Origin of the sequence: Agrobacterium sp. CGMCC 11546, from assembly GCF_013365515.1 — a bacterium.
In the GTDB taxonomy this organism is placed as follows: Bacteria; Pseudomonadota; Alphaproteobacteria; order Rhizobiales; family Rhizobiaceae; genus Agrobacterium; species Agrobacterium fabrum.
Genome location: NZ_CP047387.1, coordinates 2,224,935 through 2,238,680, shown reverse-complemented (window position 1 = coordinate 2,238,680; position 13,746 = coordinate 2,224,935). Strand labels below are relative to the sequence as shown.

Here is a 13,746-nt window from a genome sequence, read left to right as displayed (position 1 = left end):
GGACGTCGCGTTGAGAACTGTCCTCAGATGGATCGGCGGCGGCTTGCTGCTGGTGGTCCTCCTTCTCGTGCTCGGCACCGTGGTGCCGCGCCCTTTTTTCGCCGATGAGGCAAATGACGCGAAGGAGCGCGAAATCCTGCTGTTGTCGAACCCGATCCATACGGACATCGCCCTGCCTGTCGATGACGATCTGCGGCGGGTCTTTGCCGAATTGCAGGAGGGCGGCATTGCGGTCAATCATCCGGCGGCTGCCACTCTGGTGTTCGGCTGGGGCGGCCGGTCGTTTTACATCCAGACGCCCACCTGGGCCGATCTGAAACCGATGCCGGTATTGCGCTCGTTCACGCTCGACAGTTCCGTCATGCATGTGGATGTGACCGGGGATTTTCCCGCCGATCTGGCTGGGGTAAAGCGCCTTCGCATTTCCGAAGCGGGGTATCAGCGCCTTATCGCGGGCATCAGTGCAAGTTTTGTCAGGCAGGACGGCAGGGTTCAGCTGGTTCCCGGTGTCGCCTACGGTCTGACCGATGCGTTTTTCGAGGCGAATGGCTGGTTCAATGCGCTGGCCGGCTGCAACACCTGGTCAGCTGCCATGTTGCGGCAGGCTGGTATCCGAACGGGCTGGTGGACACCCTTGCCACCGCTGTTGCGCTGGTCGGTAGACCTGCACAATTGATCCCCAATTCCGTGCGGCCATTTCGCGTATTTGGCGGCTGAAATCCTTTTTTTATGCTGCACTGCAATGCATCTTGCGCTATGGAAACGATAAAAGAATTCCGCGCGGATCGATCCCAAGCGAGCCGCGTAAAATGCCAGAACAGGAGACAAGACATGCTCGGCAAAAAAGTGCCCGCCGTAACTTTCCGCACGCGCGTTCGTGACGAGGCCGTTGGCGGCCCGAACCCCTTCCGTTGGCAGGACATGACCTCCGACGACTATTTCAAGGGCAAAAAGGTCGTGCTGTTTTCGCTGCCCGGCGCGTTCACCCCGACCTGCTCGACCTACCAGCTGCCAGACTTCGAAAAGCTGGCGCCCGAATTCCGCGCGCTCGGCGTCGATGAAATCTATTGCCTGTCGGTCAACGACGCCTTCGTGATGAATGCCTGGGCAAAAGGTCAGAACCTCGAAAACGTCAAGGTCATTCCTGATGGTTCGGGCGAGTTCACCCGCAAGATGGGCATGCTGGTCGCCAAGGACAATCTCGGTTTCGGCATGCGCTCCTGGCGTTACGCCGCCGTCATCAATGACGGTCTGGTGGAGCAGTGGTTCGAGGAAGAAGGTTATTCCGACAATTGCGAATCCGACCCTTATGGCGTTTCTTCGCCGCAGAACATTCTGGAAAGCCTGAAAAGCCGCGCTGCGGCCTGATCTCGGTTTTCGTTTCTGGTGAAAGCCCGGCAGCAATGCCGGGTCACCTCTGGCCGCTGAGGCCGAAAACCTCTCCTCCGTCATGCTCGGGCCTGTCCCGAGCATCTGCAACGGGTTGATTTTACGATAGGTGGTTGGTTCCTCGGGACAAGCCCGAGGATGACGTCGCGTTGGAGGGAGCGTCCCTAATAATACGCATCCTTTCCGGTACTCTGCCGGATTTTTATATGCAGCGAGAATGCGCATCCGCCTTGAAATCCCTCCGCCTATCCGTCAAAAATCGTCTTCCCAAGACTGTTTCTGAAACGGATCATCCCATGCTGCGCGTCACCTCCTATCACCCCGCCGGAACCCCCGGCGATGAACCCTCCGGTTATGTCACGCTGGCACATGACCAGCGGCATCTGCGCCGTAAGCTGCTGCATTTGCAGAACGACGAGATGGTGATGCTGGACCTGAAGGAAGCCGTCCTGTTTGCCCATGGCGATCTGCTGGTGGTGGAGAACGGCGATCTGATCGAGGTCCGCGCGGCGGATGAAAAGCTGTTTGAAATCAGAGCCAAGGATCGGCTTCACCTGATCGAGCTTGCCTGGCATCTGGGCAACCGGCATCTTTCGGCACAGATCGAGGAGGAGCGTATTCTCATCCTGCGCGACCATGTCATTCGCGCCATGCTGGAAGGTCTCGGCGCCACCGTGCGGGATGTGGAAGAACCTTTCCAGCCGGCACGCGGCGCCTATCACGCCCATGGCGGCCATTCCCATGGCCATGATCACGGGCATGGCCACCACCATCATGACCACGGCTGAGGCGTGAGCGCGGAAAGCGGCGTTGCCGCGCTGCTGCGGCTGATGGCCTGGCTGTCGCCGGCCTTTCCGGTTGGCGGTTTTTCCTATTCCGGCGGCCTGGAAAAGGCGGTTGAGGACACGCGCGTGCGCGATGCCGCCGGCTTGGGTGGCTGGGTGGAAACGCTGCTGCGCCATGGCAGCCTGTGGAATGATGCGGTGTTTCTGGCGCATGCCTGGCGAAGCTCGCAGGATACCACGGCGCTCAGCGAAACGGCCAATCTCGGCCGCGCGCTGGCCGGTTCGGCGGAACGTTATCGTGAGACCGTGCTTCTCGGTGATGCCTTCATTGCCGCTGCCGGCGCATGGCCGCATGCAGTTCTGGAGCTATTGCCGAAGGAGGCTCCGTATCCCGTCGCCATAGGCGCTGTGGCGGCCGGACATGGAGTGCCATTGCGCGAGACGCTTGCCGCCTTTCTGCATGCCGGTGTTTCGCAGATCGTTTCGGCCGGCATCCGTCTTGGCGTCGCCGGGCAAAAGGATGGCGTCGCCATTCTCGCCGCAAGCGAGGCGGTGATCGCGGAGATTGCGGCGCGGGCGGCGTTATCAACACTCGATGATCTCGGCAGCGCCACCGTTATCGCCGATACGGCGGCGATGCGTCATGAAACCCAGGGCACGCGGCTTTTCCGCTCCTGAGGAGGCAGCATTACAATCGATGGAGCGAGCGGGTGCCACGCGTTTCTTCTCCCCGCCGGGGAGAAGTCCGCGGCAGTGGGATGAGGAGGCGAGGGTAGAGATATCAAGAGAGCTTGCCCCCTCATCCGACCCTTCGGGCCACCTTCTCGCCGGCGGGGAGAAGAAACTTGCGGCATGGTTCTTGCTTGCTCTTGAAGCGTCGGTCCAAGGCTTTACGGTAAAAGATACCAAAGCATAGTGAAGGGAACAGAGTGATGAAATCGGGTAATGGTCCGTTGCGTGTCGGCATTGGCGGGCCCGTAGGTTCCGGCAAGACGGCGTTGACGGAAAAGCTCTGCAAGGCAATGAGTGGCGATTATTCCGTCGCCGTCGTCACCAATGATATCTATACCAAGGAAGATGCCGAGGCGTTGGTGCGCATGCAGGCGTTGCCATCCGAGCGTATCGTCGGTGTGGAGACAGGCGGTTGCCCGCATACCGCCATCCGCGAGGATGCGACGATCAATCTGCAGGCGATTGCCGGGCTTAATGCGCGGTTTCCCGATCTCGACGTGGTCTTCATCGAATCAGGCGGCGATAATCTTGCCGCGACCTTTTCGCCTGATCTTGCCGATATCACAATCTATGTGATCTCCGTCTGCCAGGGCGAGGAAATTCCGCGCAAGGGCGGGCCGGGCATCACCCGCTCCGACCTGCTGGTCATCAACAAGAAGGATCTCGCGCCTTATGTCGGTGCCGATCTGACCGTGATGGACAGCGATGCGACGCGGATGCGCAACGCCATGCCGTTCGTTTTTACCGATATGAAACGGGGCGATGGCGTCGATCGTATCGTCGGTTTCCTGAAAGAGCAGGGTGGTCTCTGAGCCATGAATGCAGCGCTGCGTTTTGGCCCCTATGCCGTGTCCCGGTTCGTTGATGGTGTCTACAAGGCACCTGTCGGTCATCTCATCCACCGGCAGGGCGCGGTGGCGCTGGCTGTGGTTGTTGCCGGGCTCGAGGGCGAGACGGTGGATGTGGATGTCAATTGTTTTGCGCTGTCGGGGCCCGATGGTGTGTGGCTGATCGATGCCGGTTGCGGCACGGCCTGGGGCGCTGCCTATGGCCATGCCCGCGCGGCGATGATGGCCGCCGGAATTCAGCCTGATGATGTCAGCCGTGTCATCCTCACCCATATTCACGGTGACCACGCGCTGGGCCTCATCGATGGCGACCGGCCCTATTTTCCCAATGCGGAGATATGGGTGCCCGAGGCCGATCTTGCCTTCTTCACCAATGCCGATGCCCGCAAGACATTGCCGCCGGCCCGGCAGGGTGGTTTCGATCTTGCCGCGCGGCTGCTCGATATCTGCGGCGCCACGTTGCGGCCGATCCCCACGGGAACGGTTGCCGAGGATATCGAGGCGATCGCCATGCCCGGTCATACGCCCGGACATGTGGGTTATCTCATCGGCAGTGGCGATGCGCGGCTGTTATTGTGGGGTGATGTGCTGCATGTCAGTAAATTGCAGGCGGCCGATCCTGAAATCGCTTTCGTTTACGATATCGATTCCGAGCTTGCCTATGCCACCCGTCTTGCGGCGCTGGCTGAAGCCGCCGATCATGGCTGGCTGGTTTCCGGCGGTCATCTCGGTGGTTTTTTCCACATCGAACGGCGGGGAGACAGCTTCCGCTTCGTGCCGCAGCCGGGCTGATTTCCGTTTTCAGTCATGCAGAAGGGCGGCATGCCGGTTGGCATACCGCCCTTCATCCTCTCCCGGTGTTTTCAGATCTGCTTTAATGCCGCGACGTCATTAACCTGCACGATGCGGCCGCGCACCGTGACGCCTGACTTCTTCAGTGCCGAGAAGGCGCGCGACAGGGCTTCCGGGGCAAGGCCGAGCTTGCCGGCAAGCAGGCTCTTCTGGAAGGGCAGCCGCAGCGAAAAGGATGTCGCATCGCGCGGGCCCTGGTTGATGAGGTAATGGGCGACGCGTTGCGGTGCCGTCTGCAGCCGGTCGTTGGCGATGCAGTCCATGGTCGCCAGCAGGCTGTTGGAAAGGCAGCGCATGACGGCCTTGGCGATTGCCGGCTCCTGATCGATCAGGGTTCGGATTCTTGCCAGCTCGAAACGCGCCACTGTGCAGCTTTCAGCCGCCTGCGCGCTGTAACGATAGGTATCGCTACCGAAGATCAGGCATTCGTTGAAGGTGTCGCCCGGGCCGCTGACGCGCACATCCGCCTCACGCCCGTGCCGGTCCAGCCGATAAAGCCTGATATAACCCGATAGCACGCAATAAAAATGCTGCGCCGTTTCGCCTTCCTTGAAGAGGACGTGGCGGGCGTTGACATTAGTGATGGTCGCAGCCTCCATCATCTTCAGCGCGGCCGCGTCGTCGGCAACCCCGATCAGGGGTGCACGCAGCAGAATGTTCCTGTCCCTGTTGCTCAGCTTCACGGTCTTGTTCACGTCCATTCGGCTCCCGCTCAAACCTTTTGCCGGGCTGTCCGAAGCGATACGAAACCGGGGAAGTTCCTTCTCCCTCACGCCTATCTGCAAAGAACTCATCGCATTTTTCCTCGACCGGCAATTCCCGATGCGAGGGAGACTAGCAGTTCACCTGAAAAGCGAATTGATTTCGATCAAACAGGATTGCGGTCGTTATGTTGGGGGTGCGAGCGAGGGTGGCGAGACCGTGCATGCTCCGGAGCGCGAGGGGGGATGTGGAGCGCGCGAGGGCGGCATGGTTCTTCTCCCCGCCGGTGCGCCATAAGCAAGTCAAAATAAAAACGCCGGGCACGAGGCCCGGCGTTTCAATCTTCATATTTGCAACTTTCACTCCGCAGCAAGTGGTGGCAGCCGCAATATATTGCTGCCCTTGTCGCTGGCTTTGTCGCCGGTGCCCTTTTCCATGCTGGCCACCCGCGCCTCCAGCGAGGAGAGCGCCAGGCTGTTTTCGTGGGCGATCTCCGAGAGTTTCTCGTTGGAGAGGGCCTCCTCCTCCACTTCCTTCTTGCCAACGAAGCGGCCGAAGAGGTGGGCGAGCAGGCGTGACACGTCGTCCATGATCAGGAAGAAGGCCGGCACCACGATAAGGGAAAGCACCGTCGAGACGATGATGCCGCCGATGACAGCAATCGCCATCGGTGCACGGAACGAGCCGCCTTCGCCGACGCCGAGCGCCGAGGGCAGCATGCCTGCCGACATGGCGATGGAGGTCATGATGATCGGGCGGGCGCGCTTGCGGCCTGCCTCCACCATGGCATGCACCCGTTCCATGCCGTGACGGCGCATTTCGATGGCGAAGTCCACCAGCAGAATGGCGTTTTTCGTCACGATGCCCATCAGCATCAGAATGCCGATGAGGACGGGCATGGACAGCGCGTTCTGCGTGATGATGAGCGCGACTGCCACGCCACCGATCGCAAGCGGCAGCGAGAACAGGATGGTGAAGGGCTGGATGACATCCTTGAACAGCAGGATGAGCACCACCAGCACCAGCATCAGGCCAAGCAGCATGGCGTTGACGAAGCCCTGCTGCATTTCGCCCTGCACCTTGGCGTCACCGCTTTCGGCAAGGCGGACGCTTGCCGGAAGCTTGGTCTCTGCCACGATGCGCTTGAACTCGGCCGTCGAGGTATCGAGCGCCGTGCCGAAAGGCACGTCAGAGCCGATGGAGACGACGCGGTTGCGGTCGTTGCGCTTGATCGAGCTTGGACCTTCGGAATAGTCGATGTCGGCAACGCTGTAGAGCGGCACCAGCGACCCCGAGGCGGTCTTGATCTTCAGCGCGCGGATGGTGGCGAGATCGCGGCGGGTATCGAGCGATGCCTGCACGCGGATCGGGATCTGCCGGTCGTCCAGCGAGATTTTCGTCAGCTGCGCGTCAATATCGCCGATGGTGGCGACACGCACGGTTTGCGAAATCTGCTGCGGCGTGATGCCGAGGCGGGCGATTTCATCCTTGCGCGGGCGGATCTGTAGTTCGGGACGGGGCAGAGCACCTTCCGAGCTGACATTGGCAAGGATGGGCGAGGCGCGCAGGCGGCTTTCGAGAATGCCGACGGCGTCGCTCAGGTCCTTCTCGTTCTTCGAGAGGAAGTTGAAGGAGAGCTCGCGTTCCGCGCGGTCGTTCAGCTTGATGATGCGCACATCGGGGATGCCGCGCACCTGCGCGAATATATCCCGCTCCACATCCCATTGCGGACGCGTGCGGCCCTTTTCCTCCACCTTCGGCAGATACTGGCCGATGAGCGGAATAGAGCCGAGACCCTTATTGACCACCAGCTTGAGCAGTGAATGGTCGATATGCTGGAGGAGAACGTTGACGGTAGCGCGGCGCAGCTCCAGGTCACCCTTGGGCGAGGCACCGCCGAGGATGAAGACGCTTTCCACGCCGTTGATGTCACGCAGGGCATGATAGATCTGCGTCGTCGTCCGGTCTGTTTCGTCAAGCGTCGCATTGGGCGGCAGTTCCACCGACAGCGTGACGCGAGAGGCGTCATCCGGCGGCAGGAAGCTGCCGGGCACCTGGGCCAGAAGCATGACGGAGGCGACGAGGAAGGCAATCGCGCCGACCAGCGTTAGATACCGCGCCCACCATTTGCGGGTGGTGGCGCTGACCATGCGCGTATAGGCCTTCATCAACCGGCCGTCATTGTCGTGGTGGTCGTCCATCGCATCTTCGGCGCGCATCAGATAGGCCGCCATCAACGGCGTGATGAGACGGGCGACGGCGAGCGAGAAGAACACCGAGAAGGCGACGGTGAGGCCGAACTGGATGAAGTATTGTCCGGGAATGCCGGGCATGAACGAGACGGGCACGAAGACCGCGATGATGGTGAAGCTGGTGGCGATGACAGCGAGGCCGATTTCGTCGGCCGCTTCCAGTGCCGCGCGATAGGGCGTCTTGCCCATCTTGATGTGGCGGGCAATGTTCTCGATTTCCACGATGGCGTCATCCACGAGAATACCCGTGGCGAGCGTGAGCGCGAGGAAGCTGACGAGGTTGAGCGAGAAGCCCATGATATCCATGATCCAGAAAGTCGGGATCGCGGAGAGCGGCAGCGCCACGGCGGCAATCAGGGTTGCGCGCCAGTTGCGGAGGAAGAGCAGGACCACGATGACGGCGAGGATCGCGCCTTCGATCAGCGTATCGAGCGCTGCCTTGTAGTTGCCATAGGTGAAATAGACGGCGTCGTCGACCATCTGAATCGAGACATCAGGGTTGTTTTTGCGCACCTGATCCAGGCTTGCCGCCACGGTTTCGGCGACCGAGACCTCGCTCGCGCCCTTGGAGCGGAAGACCGCGAAGGTGACGGCGGGGTTGCCGTTGAAACGCGAGAAGGACTTCTGTTCCTGATAGGTGTCGGTGACCGTGCCGAGCTCGGAAAGCTTGACGAAACGGCCGTTGGAAAGCGCAATCGTGGTGTTGGCAAGCTGGCTCACATCGCGTGTGTCGCCGAGCGTGCGGATCGTCTGTTCGTTGCCGCCCACCTGGCCACGGCCGGAACCGAGATCGACGTTGGTGCCGCGCAGTTGGCTGTTCACCTCGGTGGCGGTGATGCCATAGGCGTCGAGCTTTTCGGGGCTGAGCGACACGCGCACTTCGCGGTCGGCGCCACCGTAACGGTCGACCTTGCCGATGCCGGACTGGCCCTGCAGCGAACGCTTGATCGTGTCATCCACGAACCAGGACAGTTCTTCCAGCGTCATGTTCGGCGAGGAGACGGCAAAGGTCTGGATCGCCTGTCCCTCGACGTCGATCTTGCTGACGACGGGCACTTCGATATCGGCGGGCAGATCGCTGCGGATCTTGTCGATGGCGTCCTTGGTGTCCTGAACCGCCTCTTCCGTCGGCTTTTCAATGCGGAAGACGACTGTCGTCGTCGATTGGCCATCGACCACGGTGGACTGGATTTCATCGACGCCGCTGATGGCGGCGACGGCATCCTCGATCTCCTTCGTCACCTGCATTTCCAGTTCGGACGGCGAAGCGCCGCTCTGGGTCACGGTGACGGCAACGACGGGAACGTCGATGTTTGGAAAACGGGTGATCGGCAGGGTATTGAACGCCTGCATACCGAGGATCATCAAAAGCGCGAAGCCGAGCAGCGGCGCAATCGGGTTACGGATTGACCATGCGGAAAAGTTCATTTCATTCCCTCAGTCAGTTGGACGCAGCCGTCTGGGCTTCCACCGGGTTTATCCGGTCACCATCACGCACGAATGCTCCAGCCTTCTCGACAACCTTGTCTCCAGCGGCAAGACCGCTGACAATCTCGATGAAACCACTGTCTTCTATGCCGGTCTCGATCTTCACCTGCTTGACGACGTCGCCTTCCACCTTGCGGGTGGTCGAGCCTTCACGCCCGGAGGTGACGGCCGAAAGCGGCAAAGCGAGCGCATTCGTCTCTTCGACGATGATCGCCGCGCTGGCATACATGCCGGAGCGCGCCGGGCTGTTTTCGGGCAGCACCACATGCACGGAACCGAGGCGCGTCGTCGGATCGACGGTGGGCGAGACGAGGCGCACCTTGCCCTCTATTTTCTCAGCTCCGCCTGCAACCGTCAAATAGGCTTTCTGGCCGATCTTCACCTTCTGGATATCGGTCTCGGACAGATCGGCGACGAGTTCGATCGCGCCATCCTTGATGACGGTGAAAAGCGGATTGCCGGCACCGCTGGCAATCGCGCCGACCTTCGCATTCTTGGCTGAAACGATGCCGGCAACCGGGGTTTTCACGCCCGTGCGCGTCAGCTTCAGATCGATATCGGCAATCTGCGCATCAACCACCTTGATGTCGGCTTCGCCGGCGGAAACGGCCTGGCGGGCGGCGTTGAGTTTGGCGGCGGCCACTTCGGCCTGCGCCTGGGTCTGTTCTACCTGCGAGACGGAGCCGGAGCCGCTCTGGCCGAGCTTTGCGGCGCGGTCGCGCTGGCGGTTCGCGTCATTGGCGCTCGCCTCCGCTTCCAGGACCTGTGCCTTGGCCTGCGCGACGGCCGCCTGCGCCTTGGCCTTGTTGGCCTCAAGCTGGCTTTTCTGAAGGATCAGACTGTCCGAGGAGAGGACGGCAAGGATCGCATTTGCTTCGACCCTGTCACCGATATCGACGTTCAGCGTATCGATCGACAGGCCGTCGACCAGCGGCTGGACATAGATTTCATCAACCGGACGGATGGTGCCCGTCGCGATGACGCGGTCGACGAGATCGCGTTTTGCGGCATGCGCAACGATGATGGAAGGCAGGTTCTGCTGTTTGACCGGTGCCTGCGCCTCTCCCTCGGCGGCTGCGGACAAGGGGAGCGCCGCTGCGGAAAGAAGAAAGAAAACAAAGCGGTTAAACGTGACTTTATGCTGCATGTGTCTTGGCTCGCGCAATATCCGCTCACATGTCCTGCAGGCTCGGGGCCGTGTCTCAAAAGGTCATGCGATGGCGAATGTGAAACAAGGGATCACAATACTTCCTTTTCGATCCTCCCGATTCAAACGCCCCTCAACGCGAATCTCAAGCACCTTTGCCTTGTGCTTTTTTTACAAGATCAAATCTGGCAGTCTTGTGGGCGGGACTGTAATTGTTGTTGTCGTACAAATCAATCCGCATAGCCGCTATGCTTGATATACATTTTTGTATAGCCGCAGATGTTGCAATTCGTCAGATGGGTTACCAATGAAATAGGCGACGTGCTGATGCCTTCGCACTATCGGCGCAGTTTGCACAAGTGGCGTATTCTGGCAAAGCCCCAAAAGAAGAGCGTCGTCAGATGGGAAATCGAGTTGAGCCAACCTCGCCGACGTCATCCTCGGGCTTGTCCCGAGGATCTGCAACGTTGTGATTTTGTTGACGTGGTTAGATCCTTGGGACAGGCCCGAGGATGACGTCGGGAGAATTGGCACTCTTCATGCGAGTCATAAACCAGAACGCGCGGACCTCCCGCGCGCTCCATTATTCGGACGTCACTTCGCCTACTTCAGCGCCGCGTCAGTGATTTCGGTCGTATAGGCGCCTGCCGGCTCCTTGGTGATCACAGGATCGGAGCCGCCGCCGAGCAGGGTTTTTACCGTACGCTCGTAATCGGCCTTGTCGAGTGCGCCCTTCGAGCCGGCGGTGAGCTTGGCGACTTCGCCCATCATGCGCTTCTGGTGCTTTTCGGTCTGGGCGCCGGAGGCGTCGTTTTCGAGAACGATACCGGCGGCATCGTCAGGGTGTTCTTCGGCCCACTTCCAGCCCTTCATGGAAGCGCGGACGAATTTGACCATGTCTTCCCTAAATTTGGCGTCCTTGAGCTTGTCTTCCAGAACATAGAGCCCGTCTTCCAGCGTCGCCACGCCTTCGGCCTCATATTTGAAGGTAACGAGTTCTTCCGGCTTGATGCCGGCATCGATGACCTGCCAATATTCATTATAGGTCATGGTGGAAATGCAGGCGGCCTGTTTCTGCAACAGCGGATCGACGTTGAAGCCCTGTTTCAGAACGGTAACGCCATCCGCGCCGCCGGTGGTCGGGATTTTCAGGTGCGCCATCCACGACAGGAACGGATATTCATTGCCGAAGAACCAGACGCCGAGTGTCTTGCCCTTGAAATCTTCCGGCTTGGTGATGCCGGTTTCCTTGAGGCAGGTCAGCATCATACCTGACGATTTGAACGGCTGGGCGATGTTGACGAGCGGCACGCCCTTTTCGCGCGTCGCAAGGGCAGACGGCATCCAGTCGACGATCACATCCGCGCCACCGCCGGCCAGAACCTGTGCGGGGGCAATATCCGGGCCGCCGGGCTTGATATCGACATCAAGGCCTTCGGCTTCATAAAAGCCCTTGTCCTTGGCGACATAATAACCGGCGAACTGCGCCTGGGTCACCCATTTCAGCTGCAGGGTGATCTTGTCGGCGGCTTGAGCCCCGAATGCGGTCAGGACTGACGCGCCGGCAAGAAGCATGGATGCAAGTTTCATTTTCATCGCTGTTCCCTTTTTCGTTATTTACGTTCGTCCCCCACGGACGGACGGATGCCAGAAGGTGACGGCACGCTCTGCGAGCGCCACCAGACCGTAAAAGCCCGAACCTGCAAGCGCCGCCACGGCGATCTCGGCCCAGACCATATCGACATTGCTGCGGCCCATTTCCGCCGAGATGCGGAAGCCCATGCCGACGATGGGCGTGCCGAAGAATTCCGCGACGATGGCGCCGATCAAGGCGAGCGTGGAATTGATCTTCAGCGCGTTGAAGATGAAGGGCCAAGCGGCGGGCAGGCGCAGTTTCAGCAATGTCTGCCCCCAGCCGGCGGCATAGGTGCGCATCAGGTCGCGCTCCATGTGGCTGGAAGCGGCAAGCCCCTGCACCGTGTTCACCAGCATCGGGAAAAACGTCATGATGACGACGACAGCGACTTTCGATTGCCAGTCGAAACCGAACCACATGACCATGATCGGCGCGATGCCGACCACCGGAAGGGCGGAGACGAAATTGCCGATGGGCAGAAGTCCGCGCTGGAGGAAGGGCGAACGGTCGATGAGGATGGCGACGAGGAAACCGAGGCCGCAGCCGAGCACATAGCCCGTCAGCACCGATTTGAGGAAAGTCTGGCGGAAATCCGCCCAGAGGATCGGCAGCGAGCCGACTAGACGGGCGAGGATGGCGCTGGGGGCCGGCAGCAGGATGGGCGGAACGGAAAAACCACGCACGATGCCTTCCCAGAGAGCCAGAAGGGCAAGGCCGAAGAGAAGGGGCACGGCGATGCGGCCGATGCGCTGTGCCGAGGAAGAGGTGAAATTGCGCCGCACCAGCCATTCGTTGAAGGTCCAGGCGGCAAGCCAGAACAGGATCGCGCCGATAAACCAGGAGGGGTTCGTCATGGCCGTGCTCCCATTCTCTTGAGGACGGCGGCGTGGGCAATGCCGATGATCGACACCAGCAGCGCCGCAACACCGGCGGCCATGAATAGGGCCGCCCATATCTGCACCGTCTGGCCGTAATAGGAGCCGGAGAGCAGCCGTGCGCCAAGACCCGCGACGGCCCCTGTCGGCAATTCACCGACTATGGCGCCGACCAGCGCGATGGCAATGGCGATCTTCAGCGAGGTGAAAAGATAAGGCAGGGCGGAGGGCCAGCGCAGCTTCCAGAAGATCTGCGCCGATGAGGCATTATAGGTGTGCATCAGATCGAGCTGGAGGGTTTCGGGGCTTCTGAGGCCCTTCACCATGCCGACGACGATGGGGAAGAAGGAGAGATAGGTGGAGATCAGCGCTTTCGGCAGCAGCCCGGAAATGCCGATGGAGTTCAAAACGACGATGATCATCGGCGCGATGGCGAGAATGGGGATCGTCTGGCTGGCGATGATCCACGGCATGACGGAGCGATCCATGGCGCGGTTGTGGATGATGGCGACGGCAAGCAGGATGCCGAGAACGGCGCCGATGGCGAAACCGAGCAGGGTGGCCGAAAGCGTGATGCCGGCGTGATAGATCAGGCTGCGCTTGGAGGTGATGGCCTTGTTGACAGTGGTGTCCCACAGTTCCGCAACGATCTGATGTGGGGCGGGGAGGACCGGGCGCTCCTGCGCGAAGGTCTGCGGCAGGAGTTCGAAGAAGCTCGGCGTTTGGCCGGCGCGGGTGGCCTGGTCGCGGGCGAAGGGCATGTTGAGATAGATGACGGCGAGGTGCCAGAGGATGAGAATGGCGAGGAGGACGGTGAGGATGGGGAGGATGCGGTGGCGGAGGAGGGTCATGGTGTTTCGCTCCGACACTTGCTCTGTGGGTGGGGTTTACGCTCACTCCGGGGGTGCCGTTTACCCCCCTCTGTCCTGCCGGACATCTCCCCCTCAAGGGGGGAGATCGATATGCCGTCCCGTTTTGCCCCTCTCATTGTTTGCGAATGAAGCGGTGGTAGCGCCGCTTGCCGATCTCCCCCCTTGAGG

Annotated in this window: 12 protein-coding genes; 6 read left to right on the top strand and 6 right to left on the bottom strand. The window is 60.6% G+C overall.

Annotated features, from left to right (window positions below):
- Window positions 1-10: 10 nt before the first annotated feature.
- The 6 genes from GSF67_RS11200 to GSF67_RS11175 all read left to right on the top strand — a co-directional run bounded on the left by GSF67_RS11200 (window position 11) and on the right by GSF67_RS11175 (window position 4,546).
- Window positions 11-676, top strand: a complete 666-nt coding sequence (locus tag GSF67_RS11200; RefSeq protein ID WP_035216199.1) for a TIGR02117 family protein — start codon at window positions 11-13, stop codon at window positions 674-676.
- Window positions 677-831: 155 nt separating this feature from the next.
- Complete coding sequence (locus GSF67_RS11195; RefSeq protein ID WP_006315010.1) at window positions 832-1,368, top strand: peroxiredoxin; 537 nt, start codon at window positions 832-834, stop codon at window positions 1,366-1,368.
- A 317-nt stretch (window positions 1,369-1,685) separates the two neighbouring features.
- The gene (ureE, locus tag GSF67_RS11190) at window positions 1,686-2,177 is read left to right on the top strand and encodes an urease accessory protein UreE (RefSeq protein ID WP_035216201.1); all 492 of its coding nucleotides are present in this window, start codon (window positions 1,686-1,688) and stop codon (window positions 2,175-2,177) included.
- 3 nt (window positions 2,178-2,180) lie between these two features.
- Entirely contained in the window at window positions 2,181-2,852 is a 672-nt protein-coding gene (locus GSF67_RS11185; protein WP_006315012.1) for an urease accessory protein UreF, read from the top strand.
- A 254-nt stretch (window positions 2,853-3,106) separates the two neighbouring features.
- On the top strand, window positions 3,107-3,718 hold the full coding sequence (gene ureG / locus GSF67_RS11180) for an urease accessory protein UreG (protein ID WP_006315013.1): 612 nt from the start codon (window positions 3,107-3,109) through the stop codon (window positions 3,716-3,718).
- Between the two features lie 3 nt (window positions 3,719-3,721).
- Window positions 3,722-4,546: an MBL fold metallo-hydrolase gene (locus GSF67_RS11175; RefSeq protein WP_006315014.1), complete on the top strand. Its 825-nt coding sequence runs from the start codon at window positions 3,722-3,724 to the stop codon at window positions 4,544-4,546.
- 71 nt (window positions 4,547-4,617) lie between these two features.
- Here GSF67_RS11175 and GSF67_RS11170 read toward each other — a convergent pair whose 3' ends face one another.
- The 6 genes from GSF67_RS11170 to GSF67_RS11145 form a co-directional block, all read right to left on the bottom strand.
- Complete coding sequence (locus tag GSF67_RS11170; protein WP_006315015.1) at window positions 4,618-5,307, bottom strand: Crp/Fnr family transcriptional regulator; 690 nt, start codon at window positions 5,305-5,307, stop codon at window positions 4,618-4,620.
- Window positions 5,308-5,667: 360 nt separating this feature from the next.
- Window positions 5,668-8,988, bottom strand: coding sequence for an efflux RND transporter permease subunit (locus GSF67_RS11165; RefSeq protein ID WP_006315017.1), 3,321 nt, complete (start codon window positions 8,986-8,988; stop codon window positions 5,668-5,670).
- A gap of 13 nt (window positions 8,989-9,001) precedes the next feature.
- Window positions 9,002-10,195 (bottom strand): efflux RND transporter periplasmic adaptor subunit, encoded by a 1,194-nt coding sequence (locus GSF67_RS11160; protein ID WP_006315018.1) that lies wholly within the window; start codon window positions 10,193-10,195, stop codon window positions 9,002-9,004.
- 603 nt (window positions 10,196-10,798) lie between these two features.
- Window positions 10,799-11,791 carry an ABC transporter substrate-binding protein gene (locus GSF67_RS11155; RefSeq protein ID WP_006315019.1) on the bottom strand — a complete coding sequence of 331 codons (993 nt, stop codon included), beginning with the start codon at window positions 11,789-11,791 and terminating at the stop codon, window positions 10,799-10,801.
- 21 nt (window positions 11,792-11,812) lie between these two features.
- Window positions 11,813-12,685 carry an ABC transporter permease gene (locus GSF67_RS11150; protein ID WP_006315020.1) on the bottom strand — a complete coding sequence of 291 codons (873 nt, stop codon included), beginning with the start codon at window positions 12,683-12,685 and terminating at the stop codon, window positions 11,813-11,815.
- Entirely contained in the window at window positions 12,682-13,557 is an 876-nt protein-coding gene (locus GSF67_RS11145; protein WP_006315021.1) for an ABC transporter permease, read from the bottom strand. The genes GSF67_RS11150 and GSF67_RS11145 overlap by 4 nt, the downstream gene beginning before the upstream one ends.
- Window positions 13,558-13,746: the final 189 nt, after the last annotated feature.

Coding starts and splice junctions, on each gene's coding strand:
- GSF67_RS11195 (WP_006315010.1), top strand. CDS start 832: ATGCTCGGCAAAAAAGTGCCCGCCGTAACTTTCCGCACGCGCGTTCGT.
- ureE (WP_035216201.1), top strand. CDS start 1,686: ATGCTGCGCGTCACCTCCTATCACCCCGCCGGAACCCCCGGCGATGAA.
- ureG (WP_006315013.1), top strand. CDS start 3,107: ATGAAATCGGGTAATGGTCCGTTGCGTGTCGGCATTGGCGGGCCCGTA.
- GSF67_RS11175 (WP_006315014.1), top strand. CDS start 3,722: ATGAATGCAGCGCTGCGTTTTGGCCCCTATGCCGTGTCCCGGTTCGTT.
- GSF67_RS11170 (WP_006315015.1), bottom strand. CDS start 5,307: ATGGACGTGAACAAGACCGTGAAGCTGAGCAACAGGGACAGGAACATT.
- GSF67_RS11165 (WP_006315017.1), bottom strand. CDS start 8,988: ATGAACTTTTCCGCATGGTCAATCCGTAACCCGATTGCGCCGCTGCTC.
- GSF67_RS11160 (WP_006315018.1), bottom strand. CDS start 10,195: ATGCAGCATAAAGTCACGTTTAACCGCTTTGTTTTCTTTCTTCTTTCC.
- GSF67_RS11155 (WP_006315019.1), bottom strand. CDS start 11,791: ATGAAAATGAAACTTGCATCCATGCTTCTTGCCGGCGCGTCAGTCCTG.
- GSF67_RS11150 (WP_006315020.1), bottom strand. CDS start 12,685: ATGACGAACCCCTCCTGGTTTATCGGCGCGATCCTGTTCTGGCTTGCC.
- GSF67_RS11145 (WP_006315021.1), bottom strand. CDS start 13,557: ATGACCCTCCTCCGCCACCGCATCCTCCCCATCCTCACCGTCCTCCTC.